Source organism: Pseudomonas putida (genome assembly GCF_009883635.2).
Classification (GTDB): domain Bacteria; phylum Pseudomonadota; class Gammaproteobacteria; order Pseudomonadales; family Pseudomonadaceae; genus Aquipseudomonas; species Aquipseudomonas putida_W.
Window position 1 is genome coordinate 3,759,585 of the sequence record NZ_CP026115.2, and the last position, 16,332, is coordinate 3,775,916.

Sequence of the window (16,332 nt, forward strand, 5' to 3'; positions counted from 1 at the left end):
GGACTCTGTGGGAGCGGCTTTAGCCGCGAACACCGGCAAAGCCGGTGCCAGCCACCGCGTCGCCTGCTTCGCGGCTAAAGCCGCTCCCACAGGATTCGCGGCAACTTTCAACAGCTTTTAGCTGGTCTTCCACGGCGGCACAGCGCGGGCACAGGCAGGCTTTGTCGCGCAGTTCGGCAGGCAAAGCCTGGAGCACGGCGGGGTCGATGGTCACGCCATAGCACCAGCAGGCCTGGGTGGCACTGCGCGGGTCGGCGAGGCTGCACTGGTTGAGGGCGCCACAGGCGGGGCAGTGCTGGCTGTCATTCATGTTCGGTTCCGGGTGTTTCACTGCAGACGCGGTTTCGACCGGCCTGCTTGGCACGATAAAGCGCACGGTCGGCGCGAGTCAGCAGGGCGTGCAGGCTGTCACCCGGCTGCAAGGCGCTGAGGCCGATACTGGTGGTCAGGCGCAACGGTTGGTCTTCGTAGCTGAAGGTCAGTTGCTCGGTACGACCGCGAATTTTCTCCGCCACGTCGATCGCCTGCCGGCCCTCGGCTTCGCGTAACAGGACGATGAATTCCTCACCCCCCCAGCGGCAGAGTATATCCGACTGACGCAGGCTGCCCTGCAGCACGTTGGCGAACTGGCGCAGCACTTCGTCGCCTGCCAGGTGGCCATGGGTATCGTTGAGCACCTTGAAGTGATCGAGGTCGATCAGCAAGGCGACCAGCGGCGCGCAATCGCGCTGGGCCTCCTGCAGGGCCTGGGCGGCCAGCAGGTCGAAGCTGCGCCGGTTGGGCAGGCCGGTCAGGCTGTCGAGGGTCGCCAGCGCCTCGGTGCTGGCCTGGTGGCGCCTGAGCATGCCATTGAGCAGCGACAGCACCACCAGGGTGATCATCGCGCAGATCACCAGGTTCAGGTACAGCGAGTGGCGAATCGGGTCCAGGGCGCCGGTCTCGCGTTTGTCAACCAGCAGGTACCAGCCCAGTTCGGGCAGTTGCCGCACATTGAGGAAGTGGCTGTGACCTTTGCTGTCCTTGTACTCGTGGCTGCCCTCGGTGGGTGTTGGGCGCTGCGCCAGCAACTCGCTCAGATCGGTATTGTCGGTCAAGGGTTGCCCGACCTTGAGGCCATGCGGGCCACCCTCCGAGCCGGTCAGAATGACCTTGCCCTTGGCGTCGGTGAAGAACACCGAACGCTGGTAGCGGCGCTGATACTTGTCGATCAGCTTGATCACCGCGTCCACGCTCAGGCCCACGCCGGTGGCGCCGATGAAGCGTTGCTTGTAGTCCAGCACCGGGTAGTTGATGAACACCGTCAGGTTGTCCTGGTTGGCCATGTCCAGGTCGACGTTGATCTCATACGGCGCTTTCATTTCGCGCAGGCGGAAGTACCAGGCGTCGCGCCAGGTGTTCGGTACCACGTGTTTGAGCACGCCCTTGGCCTGGTAGTAGGTGAGGGTGCGGTCGGAGACGAAGAACGAGGTGAAGGTGTCCTGCTTGCCCATGACCTCGCCCAGAAAGCGGGTGATGCGCTGGGTGTCCTGTTCACCCGCCAGCACCCAGTCGCGCAGGAAGGTGTCCTGGGCCATCATCGAAGCGATCAGCACCGGGCGGATCAGGTCTTTCTGGATTTCCGAATAGACGGTATCGGAGGTCAGCGGCAGCTCGGTATTGACGATGCCGTCGCGGATCGCGCTGCGCGAGGCGAAATAGCTGATCAGCGATGTAGCGAGGAAGCCGCAGGTCAGCAACAGCAGCAGGGCAAGGATCAGCGAGCGCTGTGAGAACAGGGCGGAGCGTGATGGCATGATCTTCCCGTGATGTGTGCCGAGGCGCTCATTCTAGTGAGATGACAGGCAAATGACTGCATGTTTTTAAAGGTTATTTCGACCTGTATCAATTTGTTGCTGAAATGGCACTGCACCTTGGAGCCGCTGTCTGATTCATTGTCGATGAACGCATTTGCGTCGACGCTCGCCAGCGCCGCTGTTCGAGCACCTCTGCGGTCCAGGAGGCCGCCATGTCCTATCGAATTCTGTTGATCGCCCTGCTGGGTTTGATGACTTCTGCCTGTGCGCCCTACTACGAGAGTGGCGGCTATTCACGCACTGAATATTATTCGACCGATCGCTACGTGACGCCTGGGTATTACCGATATGACCGCTACTATGTGACACCGCCGCCGCGCTACTACTACCAGCCGGCACCCCGCTATTACCAGCCGGCGCCGCGCTACTACCGGCCGGCACCTGCCCCCTACTACCGGCCGGGCCCACAGCCGGGGATGAACCAGTGGCACGGCAACCCGCGATACGACTATGGCAATCGCCAGCGCAATGACTATGGCCGCGATCGCGACCGTAATGACTATCGTGATGGCAGTCAGCGTTACCAGCATGATCGCTGGCATTCCAATAACCGCGGGGGCAACGACGGCCAGTCGGATCGTGGGCGTGGAGGCGACCACAACTGGCAGCACTGACGCTGTCATGCCCCCAGGTCGGCCAACGGGTGCCGCCCTTCCCACACCTTGGCAAAGTGCGCCTCGACCACCGCCGCTGGCACCTGTGCCACATCCGGCCAGTGCCAAAGCGGTTGGTTGTCCTTGTCCAGCAGGCGCGCTCGCACGCCTTCACTGAATTCCGGGTGCCGGCAGCAATTGAGGCTCATGCTGTATTCCATCTGGAACACCTGGGCCAGTGACAGGTGCCGGGCACGCTGGATCTGCTCCCAGACCAGGTGTGCCGTCAGCGGGCAGCCTTCATGCAGGCGTTGACCGGCTTCGGCCAGCAGCGGATCAGTGTGATGTTTGACACCTTCCAGCGCTCGCCAGGCCGCAGCCGGGTCGGCCACATCCAGCAGTTCGTCGATCACCTGGCGCCGCGGCAGCCACTGCGCCGCAGGCAGCTCGGCCCAGGCGCGATGCTGTTCGGCCTTGAGCAAGCTGTTCAGTTGCAGGTCGGTCTGCTCCTGCCAGTTCAGTTGCAGCAGCTCTTCGACCAATGCCTCTTGCTGTTCTTCCCCAAAGAAACGATCCGCCAGGTCCAGGTCAAGGGCATCACGGGCATTGATCGGTGCCCCGGTCAGCCCGAGGAACAAGCCAAGCTTGCCGGGCAGGCGGGCGAGAAACCAGCTGGCACCTACGTCCGGGTACAGGCCAATGCTGATTTCCGGCATGGCCAGCCGGCTGCTTGGGGTAACGATGCGTACACCGGCGCCCTGCAGCAGCCCCATGCCGCCACCCAGCACATGCCCGTGGCCCCAGCACAGCAAGGGCTTCGGGTAGGTATGCAAGAGGTAGTCGAGGCGGTATTCGGCGGCAAAGAAGGTGGCGGCCAGCGGCGGTATGCTGCCGGGGTGAGCAAGGCAGGCCTGGGCCAGCGCCCGTACATCGCCGCCGGCGCAAAAGGCCTTGGCACCGTTACCGCGCAACAGCACGCAGACGACGCCAGGGTCGCTGGCCCAGCTGTGCAGCTGTTCACCCAGCACTTCGATCATCGGCAGGTTGAGGGCATTGAGCGCCTTGGGGGCATCGAGCGTGGCGATGCCGATTCGGGCGCCATCGGCGCCGGTGAGTACCTCGCAATGAATGGCCATGGACTACCTCGCGCAAGTCATCCACCAAGTATGGCCCGCATCGCCGATCATGCCGGTCGTCGGTCGGATCGATTGACAAGGGCAAGTGGCTTACCTAGTGTCGCGCCATTGTTTACGGATGGCCCCATGACTGAAGACGATCGCATCAAACTCGAACCCAGCTGGAAGGCTGCACTGCGCGCCGAGTTCGACCAACCCTACATGCACCAGCTGCGTGAGTTCCTGCGCCAGGAGCACGCGGCCGGCAAGGAGATCTACCCGCCGGGGCCGCTGATCTTCAATGCGCTCAATTCCACGCCGCTGGATCAGGTCAAGGTGGTGATCCTTGGCCAGGACCCCTATCACGGCCCGGGTCAGGCCCATGGCCTGTGCTTCTCGGTGCAGCCGGGCGTGCCGGCGCCACCGTCGCTGGTCAACATCTATAAAGAGCTGCAGCGCGACCTCAACATCCCGATCGCCAGCCACGGTTACCTGCAGAGCTGGGCCGAGCAGGGCGTGCTGCTGCTCAACACGACCATGACCGTCGAGCGCGCCAATGCCGCCTCGCATGCGAAGAAGGGCTGGGAGTTCTTTACCGACCGGATCATCCAGGTAGTCAGCGAGCAGTGTCCGAACGTGGTGTTCCTGCTGTGGGGCGCGCATGCCCAGAGCAAGCAGAAGCTGATCGATGGCACCAAGCACCTGGTGCTCAAGTCGGTGCACCCGTCGCCGCTGTCGGCGTATCGCGGGTTCCTCGGCTGCGGGCACTTCAGCCGCACCAACAGCTTCCTCGAACAGCGTGGCATGGCGCCCATCAACTGGGCATTGCCGCCACTCTGAAGGCGGGCAGGGGCTGCAGGGCAGCCCCTAGTCCTGAGCCTTGACCCAATACCTGAACAACGGCTCCGCCAGAAACAGCACCAGAATCAACCGCACCACCTGCAGCGCCGTCACCAGCGGCACCGACAACTACAGGGTTTCGGCCGTCAGGCTCATCTCGGCGATCCCGCCCGGCATCATCCCCAGGGTCAGCGAACGCAGGTCCAGCGCGGTCATCACGCTCAACCCCCACGCCGCGCTGCCGGCAATCGCCATGCACAGCGCCGTGGCCAACAGCGTGCGCCCGAGGAAGGACGGCGCGCGGCGGAAGAACGCGCGGTTGAAGTGGCAGGCCAAGCCGCTGCCGATCAGCCACTGGCCGATCTGGCTGGCACCATTGGGCAAGGCGATCTGCAGGTTGCCCGCCAGGCTTACCGACGCGGCGACCAGTAACGGCCCGAACAGCCACGGGTTGGGTTGGCGCAGGCGCTGCCAGGCAAATCCCACCGCTACGCCCAGCGGCACGATCAGTGTCAGCCAGCCCCAACTGACACTGCCGGCGTGATTCAGCGGCACGCCGTCACCGAGCAGGAACTTGAACAGTGCCGGCACGCACAGCACCACGGCCAGCACGCGCAGGCTCTGCGCTGCCGCCACCTGGCTGAGTACCGCGCCATTGCGTGCGCCAAGGTTGACCATTTCCCCCGAGCCACCGGGCATGCTGGCGAAGAACGCCGTCGCGCGGTCTTCACCAGTGCGCCGCAGCAGCCACACGCTGATCACGCTGGAAAGCGTGGTGAACAGTGCGCCGAAGCAAATCAGCGCGAAATGGCTGGCGACCTGCTCGATCACCGCGGGGGTGAAGTGCAGGCCGATACCGATGCCGATGATGCATTGCCCGCACTTGCGGCCATTGGGGATTTCCGACAGCTGCCAGGGCGTCAGGCAGCGAACCAGGATGATCGCCAGCAAAGAGCCGATCATCCATGGCAAAGGCCAGCCGACCTTGCTGGCGGCAAAACCGCCAGCAAGGCCGACCAGCCCGGTTGCGACAAACAGCGGCAGCGACCGATCAGGCATCAGCCATGGCCCGGCGCTGCAGGCTGCGCTTGCGCCAGATGCGCAGCAGCGGCAGGGTCAGCATGCAGATGGTCAACACCCACACCGACATGCTGATCGGGCTCGACCAGAGGATGCCCAGTTCACCGTTGGAAATCGACAGCGCCCGGCGCAGGTTCTGCTCCATCAGGCCGCCGAGGATGAAGCCGAGCAGGATCGGCGACAGCGGGAAGTCCAGCTTGCGCAGGATGTAGCCCATGATGCCGATGCCGACCATCAGGAACAGGTCGAAGGTAGTGGCATGCACGGCATATACGCCGATCCCGGTGATGATTGCGATCACCGGCACCAGCGCCCAGTTCGGCACGGCGAGGATGCGGGTGAAGATGCGGATCATCGGGATGTTCAGGATCACCAGCATGATGTTGGCGATGAACAGCGAGGCGATCAGGCCCCAGACGATGTCCGGCTGCTGTTCGAACAGCAGTGGGCCTGGGGTGATGTTGTACAGGGTCAGCGCGCCGATCATTACCGCCGTGGTGCCCGAACCCGGTACGCCGAGGGTCAGCATCGGCACCAGGGCGCCGCAGCAGGAGGCACCGATGGCGGTTTCCGGGGCCGCCAGGCCACGGGCATCACCTTTGCCGAACTTGCCCTTTTCACCGGCGATACGTTTTTCGGTCATGTAGGCCACGGCGCTGGCCAGGGTTGCGCCGGCACCCGGCAGTACGCCCATGATGAAGCCCAGCAGGCCGCAGCGGATATTGACCACGAACACCGAGGCCGCTTCCTTGACGTTGAAGAGCATCCGCCCGGTGGCCTTGATCGCTTCGTGGCCATGGTGGGTCTTCTCCAGCAACAGCAGGATTTCGCTGACGGAGAACAGGCCCAGCACCAGCACCACGAACTGGATACCGTCGGCCAGGTGCACACTGTCGCCAGTGAAGCGGTACACGCCGCTGTTGGCATCGATACCGACTGCCGAGAGGAACAGGCCGATCAGTGCGGCAATGAATGTCTTCAGTGGCTTGTCACCGGCCATGCCGCCGAGGGCGACGATGGCAAACACCATCAGCACGAAGTATTCCGCCGGGCCGAAGGCAATCGCCCATTTCGCCAGTAGCGGGGCGAACAGCACCATGCCGCAGGTGGCGATGAACGCGCCGATGAACGAACTCCAGGCCGACAGCGACAGGGCCACGCCGGCCAGGCCCTGGCGTGCCATCGGGTAGCCGTCGAGGGTGGTCATCACGGTCGAGGCTTCGCCCGGGATGTTCAGCAGGATCGAGCTGATCCGGCCGCCGTATTCGCAGCCCAGGTAGACCGCAGCCAGCAGGATCAGCGCCGACTCCGGTGGCAGGCCAAGGGCGAAGGCGATCGGGATCAGCAGGGCCACGCCGTTGATCGGGCCCAGGCCCGGCAGCAGGCCGACCACGGTGCCGATCAGTGTGCCCGACAGGGCGGTGACCAGGTTGTAAGGGGACAGGGCGACGCCGAAGCCCTGGCCCAGGTAGCTCAAGGTATCCATGTGTCAGTTCTCCAGTACGCTCAGCAGGCCGAGGGGCAGGGGCACGTCCATGACGCGGTCGAACAGCCAGTAGAGGAACACGCTCATGCCCACCACTACGAGGGTGCTGTGCAACCAGCGGCCGCCGTACAGGCGGGCCATGGGGATGCCGACCAGGATGGCGCTGAGGATGAAGCCCAGGGTTTCGAAGGTGGCGGCGAAGAGAATCAGCAGGCCGACGCAGGCGGTGATCTTGATCAGGGTTTCGCGGTCCAGTTCAGGCTCGTCGTCCTTGCGCACGATGGGCGTGGGGCGGATCGCCAGGTACAGCAGGCCAAGGCTCATCAGCCCGAGCATCAGCAGCGGGTAGGCACGCGGGCCGACCGGTTCGTAGGAAAATGCGGCCTGATAGGGCCAGGCCATCACGGCCAAGGCGGCGCATACCGCCAGCAGGACCAGGGCGAAGATACGTTGCAGGATCATCAGAGAGTCCTCGTTTGTGGGAGCGGGCGTGCCCGCTCCCACAGGGTTCGGTGAAAGACCGGGGCTTACTGAATCAGGCCGAATTCCTTGGCCAGTGCCTTGTACTCAGTCACCTGCTTCTTCACATAGCCGTCCAGCTCCGCGCCGGTCATGGCGAACGGGAACAGCTCGCGCTGGTCACGCAACTTGGCGAAGTCTTCAGAGGCCAGCATCTTGTCGAACGATTCTTTCCACCAGGCGTAGTCTTCGTCGCTTACCTTCGGGCCGAGGTAGAAGCCGCGTACCACTGGCCAGACAATGTCGTAGCCCTGTTCCTTGGCGGTGGGGATGTCCTTCATCTCCGGCTCGTCCAGGCGGTTTTCCGAGAACACCGCGAGGATGCGCATGTTGCCGCTCTGGATATGCGGCATGGAGTCGGAAATGTCGGTGGAACCGACCTGGATGTGCCCGCCCAGCAGCGCGGTGGCAATCTCGCCACCGCCTTCCAGGGCCACGTAGCGCAGGTCGCGCGGGTTGATGCCAGCCGCCTTGGCGATCAGCGCGGTCTGCATCCAGTCCTGGCTGCCGACAGTGCCGCCGGAGCCGATCACCACCTTGCTCGGGTCCTTCTTCAGTGCCGCGACCAGGTCGTCGAGGGTCTTGTAGGGCGAGTCACTCTTCACCGCGATGGCACCGTAGCTGGTGCCGACCGCAGCCAGCCACTTCACCGCGTTCTCGTCGAAGCGGCCGAACTTGCCCTGGGCCAGGTTCAGCAGCGAGCCACTGGACCAGGCCACCAGAGTGCCGGCGTCGGCAGGGCGCTGGGCGACCACGGCGTTGTACGCCACTGCGCCGACACCGCCGGGCATGTAGGTCACGCGCATCGGCTTGCTGAGGATCTTCTCCTGCACCAGGGCGCTCTGCACCAATTTGCAGGTCAGGTCGAAACCACCGCCGGGCGAGGCCGGGGCGATGCATTCAGGGCGTTTCGGTTCGGCGGCGAGGGCGTTGCCGGCCAGCAGCAGGCAACCGGTGGCGAGGACGAGGCGGCGCAGTGAAAAGGTCATCGAATGTCTCCGTGAGCGTTTTTGTTATGGGTTACCGCATGGGTTACCAGAGCGCGACGCTGTAGCTCACCAGCAACCGCACTTCGTCGGCATCGCGAGCGAAGTTGGAGCGGAAGGTGGCGTTGCGCAGGCGCACGGCGACGTTCTTCAACGGGCCGCTTTGTACCACGTACTTCAGTTCGGTGTTGCGTTCCCACTCCTTGCCCTCGCCACCGGCAGCGCGGCTGACGTTGTCGCCGTTGATGTAGCGGGTCATGAAGGTCAGGCCGGGGACGCCGAGGGCGGCGAAGTTGTAGTCGTAGCGCGCTTGCCACGAGCGCTCGTCGGCGCCGGCGAAGTCGTTGATCTGGACGAAGTTGACCAGGTACGGGTCGGCACCATCGATGTAGGGGAAGGCGCTGTCGCCGGAAAGCTGCTGCCAGGCGGCGCTGACCTTGTGCCCGCCCAGGCTGTAGCTGAGCATCGTGTTGAAGGTGGTGTTGTCGATGCGCCCGGCCTTGGCCGCGCCGGCATCGTCGCTGATCGCCAGGCGCACGTCGGCGCCGAAGGTGCCCGGGCCCCACGGCTGGGTGGCGAGCATGCCGATGAAGTGCTGGCGGTAGATGTCGTCGAGCTGGGCGAAGTGATAGCTGCCGGTGATGCGATCGGTGAACTTGTAGTCCAGGCCGGCCAGGTCGAGGTTGTCGGCGCTGAAGGTGCCACCGAAGCGGCCGTTCTTGTTGTTTAGGGCCAAGTCTTCCCAGTTGGTGTCGTTGCGGTCCTTGGCCTTGTCCAGGCGCCCGCCGGTGAAGCTCAGGCCCTTGATCTCCTGCGAGGTCAGCAGGCCGCCCTCGAAGGTCTGCGGCAGGATGCGGCCGTCGTTGGGCTGCAGGGTCGGCAGTTCCGGGATCAGGGTGCCGATCTTCAGTTCGGTCTTCGACACTTTGACCTTGCCGGTCAGGCCGAGCTTGGAATACTCGTCGGCAGCCTTGCCGTCATCGTGGGTCGGCAGCAGGCCTGTGTCGGTGCGGTCGGGGCTGGAGTCGAGCTTGATGCCCATCATGCCCAGCGCATCCAGGCCGAAGCCGACGGTGCCATCGGTATAGCCGGACTCGAAGTTGAGCATGAAGCCCTGGGCCCACTCGTCGCGCTTGGATTGCTGCGCGCTGGTGCCGTCGCGGAAGTCGCGGTTGAAGTACATGTTGCGGGTTTCGAAGGTTGCCGTGCTGTCTTCGAAGAAGGCGGCCTGGCTCAGCGGGGCGACACCGGCAAGTGCAAGGGCACTGGCGATGGCGGAAGGGCGTGCGGACAGGGAACGGCTAGGCGCGAACGCCTCAGGCTGCGATGACAGCATCGGGATGACTCCGTTTTTTTATTCTTGTTCGTTGCACCTTGCTGGTGCTTTTTTCGGCGCGTGGAGCGACCGTGGTGCGATGCTAGGCAATGAACCTTTCGCTAACCTTTCAGTGTGAAAGGTTTGCCACAAGGGGCTTCACAGGCTTGGCGACGGCGGTACACTCCGCGCCACCGCCCCACCCGAGCAGGGAGAATCCGATGCGTGTGCTGCTGGTCGAAGACCATCTGCAACTGGCCGAAAGCGTGGCCCAGGCCCTGAAAAGCCAAGGCCTGACCGTGGATGTATTGCATGATGGCGTGGCTGCCGACCTGGCCCTGGCCAGCGAGGAGTACGCCGTTGCCGTGCTCGACGTGGGGCTGCCGCGGATGGACGGCTTCGAGGTGCTGGCGCGCCTGCGCGGTCGCGGCAAGACCCTGCCGGTGCTCATGCTCACCGCACGCAGCGATGTGAAGGATCGCGTGCACGGCCTGAACCTCGGTGCTGACGATTACCTGGCCAAACCCTTCGAGCTGACCGAGCTGGAAGCGCGGGTAAAGGCCTTGCTCAGGCGCAGCGTGCTCGGTGGTGAGCGCCAGCAGCGCTGCGGGCCACTGGTCTACGACCTGGACACCCGGCGTTTCAGCCTGGACGAGGAAAACCTGACCCTGACCTCGCGTGAACAAAGCGTGCTTGAAGCATTGATCGCCCGCCCGGGGCGCGTGATGAGCAAGGAGCAGCTGGCCGCTCAGGTATTTGGCCTGGACGAAGAGGCCAGCCCCGACGCCATCGAAATCTACATCCACCGCCTGCGCAAGAAGCTCGATGGCCACTCGGTCGCCATTGTCACCTTCCGCGGCCTGGGTTACCTGCTCGAGCACCGCGATGCGTGACAATGGCAGCTTGCGCGGGCGGCTGCTGGGCAACCTGGCACTGCTGCTGGTGGTGCTGATGCTCGCCAGCGGCCTGAGCGCCTATTGGAACGGTCGCGAAGCGGCCGATACTGCCTACGACCGCACCTTGCTGGCTTCGGCGCGGACCATCGCCGCCGGGCTCTCCCAGCGTGATGGCAGCCTCAGCGCCGATGTGCCCTATGTGGCGCTGGACACCTTCGCCTACGACAGCGCCGGGCGCATCTACTATCAGGTTCTGGACATCAACCAGCAGCTGATTTCCGGTTACGAGCACCTGCCACCACCGCCGCCCGGCACCCCGCGTACCGACGACTATCCGGCACTGGCGCGCTTCTACGATGCCACCTATCTCGGCCAGGACGTGCGTGTGGTCAGCCTGCTGAAGGCGGTGAGCGAGCCGAACATGAACGGCATGGCGGAAATTCGCGTGGCCGAAACCGAAGAGGCGCGGGTGAGCATGGCCCGTGGGTTGATGGCCGACACCCTGCTGCGCCTGGGCATGCTGGCGCTGGCTGCGCTGGTCATGGTGTGGTTCGCGGTCAGCGCGGCGTTACGCCCCCTGGAGCGCCTGCGCACGGCGGTGGAAGAGCGGCAGCCGGATGACCTGCGGGCGCTTCCGGTGGTGCAGGTGCAGCGTGAACTGGGCCCTCTGGTGCGTGCCTTGAACCACTTCACCGAGCGTTTGCGCGGGCAGTTCGAACGCCAGGCGCAGTTCATTGCGGAGGCGGCCCACGAACTGCGCACGCCACTGGCGGCGCTCAAGGCCCGGGTCGAGCTGGGGTTGCGTTCGCAGCAGCCCGAAGAATGGCGGCAGACCCTGGAGTCGGCAGCGCAGGGGACTGATCGCCTGACCCATCTGGCCAATCAGTTGTTATCGCTGGCCAGGGTCGAGAACGGTGCCCGGGCGATTGCCGAAGGCGGTGCCCAGCGCCTGGACCTGAGCCAGCTTGCCCGTGAACTGGGCATGGCCATGGCGCCACTGGCGTACAACCGAGGCGTGGCCTTGGCGCTGGAGGCCGAGGCGCCAGTGTGGTTGAAGGGTGAACCGACATTGCTCAACGAACTGCTCAGCAACCTGGTGGACAATGCGCTGGCGCATACTCCGGCGGGCGGCAATGTGATCTTGCGGGTGCTGGCGCCGGCGGTGCTGGAGGTCGAGGATGATGGGCCGGGGATTCCCGAAGAGGAGCGCGAGCGGGTATTCGAGCGCTTCTATCGACGGGGCGTGCAGGGCAGTGGGCTGGGGTTGGCCATCGTGGGTGAGATCTGCAGGGCGCACCTGGCGCAGATCAGCCTGCATGATGGCGAGAAAGGCGGGTTGAAAGTGCGGGTGAGTTTCATCGCCGACTGATCTTCTGCCTGTACCGGCCCCTTAGCGGTGCAAGTGCAGGCAGCCCCTATCAGCGCAACATGCTCCGCGCTTCCAGCAACTCGGCAATCTCCAGCTCGGTGCCAAAGGGCAATCCAAGGTGCCGATAAGCCGGCAACGCCGCCAACGGCCGGCTGCGCGCGCGCTGGCTCAGGCACTTGGCGATCTGCACCACGTCGATGTAATCAACCTTGTCGGTGTGCCGGTCCAGGTCTTGTACCTGGCTCGGCAGGTTGACCAATTGCTCGGGGAACTCCCACGAAGAGAGAATCTTGTCCCCCAGCACCGGCTGGATCTGCTCAATCACGTAGTGCAGGCAGACCGGGTCGGAAAGCAGCTCGTTGTGTTCTTCGGCGTAGATCAGCACCGGCAGCGCGCCGATCTGGTTGACCAGCCCGCCGAGGGTTGCCTGGTCGGGTTTCAGTTGTGTAAAGCGACGGCAGATCTCATAGCTGATGCCCGCAACTTCCAGGCTGTTCGACCAGATATCCCGCAATTTTTGTTCAACTGCCGACGAGCGGGCATGGAAGATCTGTTCGATCACCAGGCCGATCGCCAGGTTGCAGCTGTAGTTGATGCCCAATCGTGTGATGGCCGTGTGCAGGTCGGTGACTTCGACCGCTGCGCGCAGTAGCGGGCTATTGACCACCTTGATCAGGCGCGCCGACAGGGCGGCGTCACGGCCGATCACCTTGCTCAGGGCGGCAACGCTGATCTCGCTGTCTTCGGCGGCCTCGCGAATGCTCAGGGCTACCTCGGGCAAGGTTGGCAGGACCAGGTCATCGTTGTCGATGGCAGCGAGCAACTGCGCTTGAACCATCTCGGCCAGCTTGTTCATTAACGTCTCAACGGCAAGGGTGGTGCACTGTTCAGCGCTGGATTTCCTGGTCGCGGTCCAGCTCGTAGGGCAGGCTCAGCACCTGCAGACGAGGGCCTTCGAGGCTGCCCAGGTGCAGGTTGTCGTCCTCCACCGATTCGGCGCTGAGCACTGCAAGCAGCTCGCAGCCTTTGCCGGTGCTGGCTGCCAACACCACTTCGCCAACTGACGAACCATGGGTCGGTGAGAATATTTCGCTACCGGGGGCCGGAACATCCTGCTGCTCGAGTGCCAGCCGGTACTGGCGGCGCTTGAGCTTGCCCAGATACTGCATGCGCGCGACGATTTCCTGGCCGGTGTAGCAGCCTTTCTTGAAGCTCACGCCATCGACGGCCTGCAGGTTGATCATCTGCGGGATGAACAGCTCGCGGGTGGGGCCCGTAACCTGGCCGATGCCGGCGCGCACTTGCCCCAGCAGCCAGTCATTGAGGCTGCCTTCCGGCAAAGCGGCTGCCAGCTGTTGGCGAACGCTGTCGGCTTGCTCTGCAGGCACCCAGAGTTCGGCGCGGTCGGTGGAGACGGCAATGGCGATCAGGCCATCACGGCGAACGGTACTACCCGCCGCAGCCGGAAGGTCCAGCCCCAGCGCCTGCAGCGCGGTGCCGCCACCTTGCAGGCCGAAGCGCGCCCAGGCTGCGCTCTCGTCAGTGAGCGTGGCCTTGGAAAACACGGCGTACTTCTTCAGGTCGGCCAGTTGCAGCTCCAGCAGCTCGCTAGCCATGGCCAGCAGGTAGCCATTACCCTCGGGCAAGATGCGGAAGCTCGACTGCATGCGCCCCTTGACCATGCAGCGGGCGCCGAGGCTGGCATGCTCGAGGCTGAGGTAGTTGATGTTGCAGGTCAGCTGGCCCTGCAGGAACTTGCCGGCGTCGGAGCCGCGGACGGCGAGGATGCCCTCGTGGGACAGGGGGCTGAAGAAAGCGGAATCGGCCATGGGTCATCGCGGTGGCTAAAGACTGGCGGCCATCATAGAACGCCAGTAACAAAATAGGTAGGTGACTAGACCAACGCCCTGTGTCGCTTCGTTCACTGCGCGGTATACTGCGCGACCATTCGAGGAGGGCCCCATGGTCGAACAAACTGAACTCAACCGGCTTTTCTGGCACAGCCGCCGCGGCATGCTGGAACTGGACGTACTGCTGGTGCCATTCACCCAGGAGGTCTATCCGACCCTGAGCGAAGCCGACCGCGAACTTTATGTCCGCCTGTTGAGCTGTGAAGATCAGGACATGTTCGGCTGGTTCATGGAGCGTACCGAGTCGGAAGACCCGGAGCTGCAGCGCATGGTCCGCATCATCCTGGATCGTGTCCAGCCCAAGTGAGTGTTTCGAGTGCCGCTGGCAGGGTTCGCGCCTGTTGCTGGCGGCCTACCTGGGTTGCCAGGTGCTGGCGCTAGCAGTCTTGTGGCTGGGCGCGCTGCCCTGGTGGCTTGGTCTTTGTGTTCTTGCCGCTTGTATTGCCCACGCGTGCTGGGCGATTCCCCGTCGTATCCTGCTGACTGATCCCCGTGCTGTTACTGGCCTGCGCCGAGATGCGCTGGGCTGGCGTGTGTTCAGCCGGGCGCTGGGCTGGCAGCCGGTGCGCTTGTGTCGGGACAGCGTGGCGCTGCCGGGCTTGGTGGTGTTGCGCTTCGTCAGGGCAGGGCACTGGCTCGGCGAGAGCCAGTGCGTGCCTCGAGATGCCGTGGGGCCTGACCAGCACCGGCGTTTGCGGGTGAGGCTGAAGTTCAGCCGTCGAAGGTTCGACAGCTGTTTCAGATAGGGCTGAGGATGGTGTCCTTGGCCTCTGGCAGCATTCCCGGGTAATCCAGGGTGTAGTGCAGCCCGCGGCTTTCCTTGCGCTGCATCGCCGAGCGAATCATCAGTTCCGCCACCTGGGCGAGGTTGCGCAGTTCGATCAGGTCGCGGCTGACCTTGTAGTTGCTGTAGAACTCGTCGATCTCGTCGAGCAGCAGGCGCACGCGATGCTCCGCGCGCTGCAAGCGCTTGCTGGTGCGCACGATGCCCACATAGTCCCACATGAAGCGGCGCAACTCGTCCCAGTTGTGCGCGATGATCACGTCTTCGTCCGAATCGGTGACCTGGCTGGCGTCCCAGCAGGGCAGGGACCTGGGCATGGCGATCTGGTCCAGATGCGCCTCGATGTCCGCCGCTGCGGCACGGCCATAGACGAAGCATTCCAACAGCGAGTTGCTGGCCATGCGGTTGGCGCCGTGCAGGCCGGTGAAGCTGGTTTCGCCGATGGCGTACAGGCCGGGCACATCGGTGTGGCCGCGATCGTCGACCATGACCCCGCCACAGGTGTAGTGGGCGGCCGGAACCACCGGAATCGGCTGGCGGGTGATGTCGATGCCGAAGGCCAGGCAGCGTTCATAGACAGTCGGGAAGTGGCTCTTGATGAAGTCGGCCGGCTTGTGGGTGATGTCCAGGTAGACGCAGTCGACCCCCAGTCGCTTCATCTCGTGGTCGATGGCGCGGGCGACGATATCGCGCGGGGCCAGTTCTTCACGCGGGTCGAAGCGCGGCATGAACCGCTCACCGTTAGGCAGCCGCAACAGCGCGCCTTCGCCACGCAAGGCCTCGGTGACCAGGAAACTCTTGGCCTGAGGGTGATACAGGCAGGTCGGGTGGAACTGGTTGAATTCCAGGTTCGCTACCCGGCAGCCGGCGCGCCAGGCCATGGCGATGCCATCGCCGCAGGCACCGTCGGGGTTGCTGGTATAGAGGTAGACCTTGGCTGCGCCCCCCGTGGCCAGCACGGTGAAGCGCGCGCCGAAGGTGTCGACTTCACCGCTGTTGCGGTTCAGCACGTAGGCACCCAGGCAGCGATCACCCGCCAGGCCCAGGCGGCGTTCGGTGATCAGGTCGACCGCCACGCGCTGCTCCAGCAACTCGATGTTCGGGCGTTTGCGCGCCTGTTCGAGCAGTGTGGTGAAAATCGCCGCGCCGGTGGCGTCTGCGGCATGGATAATGCGTCGGTGGCTGTGGCCGCCTTCGCGGGTCAAATGGAACTCGAAACCGCCATCATCGACGCTGTAGTGCTCATCGCGGGTGAAAGGTACACCTTGCTCGATCAGCCATTCGATGGCTTCGCGGCTGTGCTCGACAGTAAAGCGCACGGCCTCTTCGTCGCACAGGCCACCGCCGGCATTGAGGGTGTCCTCGACATGCGACTGCACGGTGTCGGTGTCGTCGAGTACGGCGGCGACACCGCCTTGGGCCCAGAAGGTCGAGCCGTTGGCCAGGTCGCCCTTGCTCAGCACGGCAATGCGCAAATGGCCGGGAAGGTTCAGTGCCAGGCTGAGACCGGCTGCGCCGCTGCCGATCACCAGGACATCATGTTGGAATTGTTGGCTCATGTCGGGACACTAGTAATCTTTGGAAAG

The 16,332-nt window shown here is 64.1% G+C and carries 15 protein-coding genes and 2 pseudogenes; 6 read left to right on the plus strand and 11 right to left on the minus strand.

Translation table 11 applies throughout. The features are described 5' to 3' along the window. Positions 1-115: 115 nt before the first annotated feature. Both C2H86_RS17180 and C2H86_RS17185 read right to left on the minus strand, forming a co-directional pair. Positions 116-310 (minus strand): annotated as a pseudogene (locus tag C2H86_RS17180) (cysteine-rich CWC family protein); the annotation flags it as partial. After that, the gene (locus C2H86_RS17185) at positions 303-1,793 is read right to left on the minus strand and encodes a sensor domain-containing diguanylate cyclase (protein WP_159409068.1); all 1,491 of its coding nucleotides are present in this window, start codon (positions 1,791-1,793) and stop codon (positions 303-305) included. The gene C2H86_RS17185 and the pseudogene C2H86_RS17180, both read right to left, overlap by 8 nt. Before the next feature lie 212 nt (positions 1,794-2,005). On the opposite strand from C2H86_RS17185, the gene C2H86_RS17190 reads away from it, so the two are divergent. Continuing rightward, complete coding sequence (locus C2H86_RS17190) at positions 2,006-2,467, plus strand: hypothetical protein (RefSeq protein ID WP_159409069.1); 462 nt, start codon at positions 2,006-2,008, stop codon at positions 2,465-2,467. 5 nt (positions 2,468-2,472) lie between these two features. On the opposite strand, the gene C2H86_RS17195 is transcribed toward C2H86_RS17190, so the two are convergent. Next, positions 2,473-3,582, minus strand: a complete 1,110-nt coding sequence (locus C2H86_RS17195) for an enoyl-CoA hydratase/isomerase family protein (protein ID WP_159409070.1) — start codon at positions 3,580-3,582, stop codon at positions 2,473-2,475. 126 nt (positions 3,583-3,708) lie between these two features. On the opposite strand from C2H86_RS17195, the gene ung reads away from it, so the two are divergent. Beyond that, on the plus strand, positions 3,709-4,401 hold the full coding sequence (gene ung, locus C2H86_RS17200; RefSeq protein ID WP_159409071.1) for a uracil-DNA glycosylase: 693 nt from the start codon (positions 3,709-3,711) through the stop codon (positions 4,399-4,401). A gap of 27 nt (positions 4,402-4,428) precedes the next feature. Here ung and C2H86_RS17205 read toward each other — a convergent pair. The 5 genes and pseudogenes from C2H86_RS17205 to C2H86_RS17225 all read right to left on the minus strand — a co-directional run bounded on the left by C2H86_RS17205 (position 4,429) and on the right by C2H86_RS17225 (position 9,808). Next, a pseudogene (locus C2H86_RS17205) lies at positions 4,429-5,460 on the minus strand (AbrB family transcriptional regulator). After that, positions 5,453-6,967, minus strand: a complete 1,515-nt coding sequence (locus C2H86_RS17210) for a tripartite tricarboxylate transporter permease (RefSeq protein ID WP_159409072.1) — start codon at positions 6,965-6,967, stop codon at positions 5,453-5,455. Before C2H86_RS17210 ends, C2H86_RS17205 begins: the two are co-directional and overlap by 8 nt. A 3-nt stretch (positions 6,968-6,970) precedes the next feature. Next, the gene (locus C2H86_RS17215; protein WP_159409073.1) at positions 6,971-7,429 is read right to left on the minus strand and encodes a tripartite tricarboxylate transporter TctB family protein; all 459 of its coding nucleotides are present in this window, start codon (positions 7,427-7,429) and stop codon (positions 6,971-6,973) included. A 65-nt stretch (positions 7,430-7,494) separates the two neighbouring features. After that, on the minus strand, positions 7,495-8,475 hold the full coding sequence (locus C2H86_RS17220; protein WP_060508439.1) for a Bug family tripartite tricarboxylate transporter substrate binding protein: 981 nt from the start codon (positions 8,473-8,475) through the stop codon (positions 7,495-7,497). Positions 8,476-8,518: 43 nt separating this feature from the next. Then, entirely contained in the window at positions 8,519-9,808 is a 1,290-nt protein-coding gene (locus C2H86_RS17225) for an OprD family porin (protein ID WP_159409074.1), read from the minus strand. A 200-nt stretch (positions 9,809-10,008) separates the two neighbouring features. Here C2H86_RS17225 and C2H86_RS17230 point away from each other — a divergent pair, with 200 nt between their 5' ends. Both C2H86_RS17230 and C2H86_RS17235 read left to right on the plus strand, forming a co-directional pair. Next, complete coding sequence (locus tag C2H86_RS17230; RefSeq protein WP_159409075.1) at positions 10,009-10,680, plus strand: response regulator; 672 nt, start codon at positions 10,009-10,011, stop codon at positions 10,678-10,680. Then, entirely contained in the window at positions 10,673-12,052 is a 1,380-nt protein-coding gene (locus C2H86_RS17235; RefSeq protein ID WP_159409076.1) for a sensor histidine kinase, read from the plus strand. Before C2H86_RS17230 ends, C2H86_RS17235 begins: the two co-directional genes overlap by 8 nt. A 49-nt stretch (positions 12,053-12,101) precedes the next feature. On the opposite strand, the gene C2H86_RS17240 is transcribed toward C2H86_RS17235, so the two are convergent. Both C2H86_RS17240 and C2H86_RS17245 read right to left on the minus strand, forming a co-directional pair. Continuing rightward, positions 12,102-12,908, minus strand: a complete 807-nt coding sequence (locus C2H86_RS17240) for an HDOD domain-containing protein (protein ID WP_159409077.1) — start codon at positions 12,906-12,908, stop codon at positions 12,102-12,104. 31 nt (positions 12,909-12,939) lie between these two features. Continuing rightward, positions 12,940-13,881, minus strand: a complete 942-nt coding sequence (locus C2H86_RS17245; RefSeq protein ID WP_159409078.1) for a YgfZ/GcvT domain-containing protein — start codon at positions 13,879-13,881, stop codon at positions 12,940-12,942. 133 nt (positions 13,882-14,014) lie between these two features. Here C2H86_RS17245 and C2H86_RS17250 point away from each other — a divergent pair, with 133 nt between their 5' ends. Together C2H86_RS17250 and C2H86_RS17255 are read left to right on the plus strand one after the other, a co-directional pair. Continuing rightward, positions 14,015-14,269, plus strand: coding sequence for a succinate dehydrogenase assembly factor 2 (locus tag C2H86_RS17250; RefSeq protein WP_008094993.1), 255 nt, complete (start codon positions 14,015-14,017; stop codon positions 14,267-14,269). After that, complete coding sequence (locus C2H86_RS17255) at positions 14,253-14,708, plus strand: protein YgfX (protein ID WP_159409079.1); 456 nt, start codon at positions 14,253-14,255, stop codon at positions 14,706-14,708. Before C2H86_RS17250 ends, C2H86_RS17255 begins: the two co-directional genes overlap by 17 nt. Here C2H86_RS17255 and nadB read toward each other — a convergent pair. Continuing rightward, positions 14,701-16,305: an L-aspartate oxidase gene (gene nadB, locus C2H86_RS17260; RefSeq protein WP_159409080.1), complete on the minus strand. Its 1,605-nt coding sequence runs from the start codon at positions 16,303-16,305 to the stop codon at positions 14,701-14,703. The two genes, C2H86_RS17255 and nadB, sit on opposite strands and share 8 nt — an antisense overlap. Positions 16,306-16,332 lie beyond the last annotated feature (27 nt).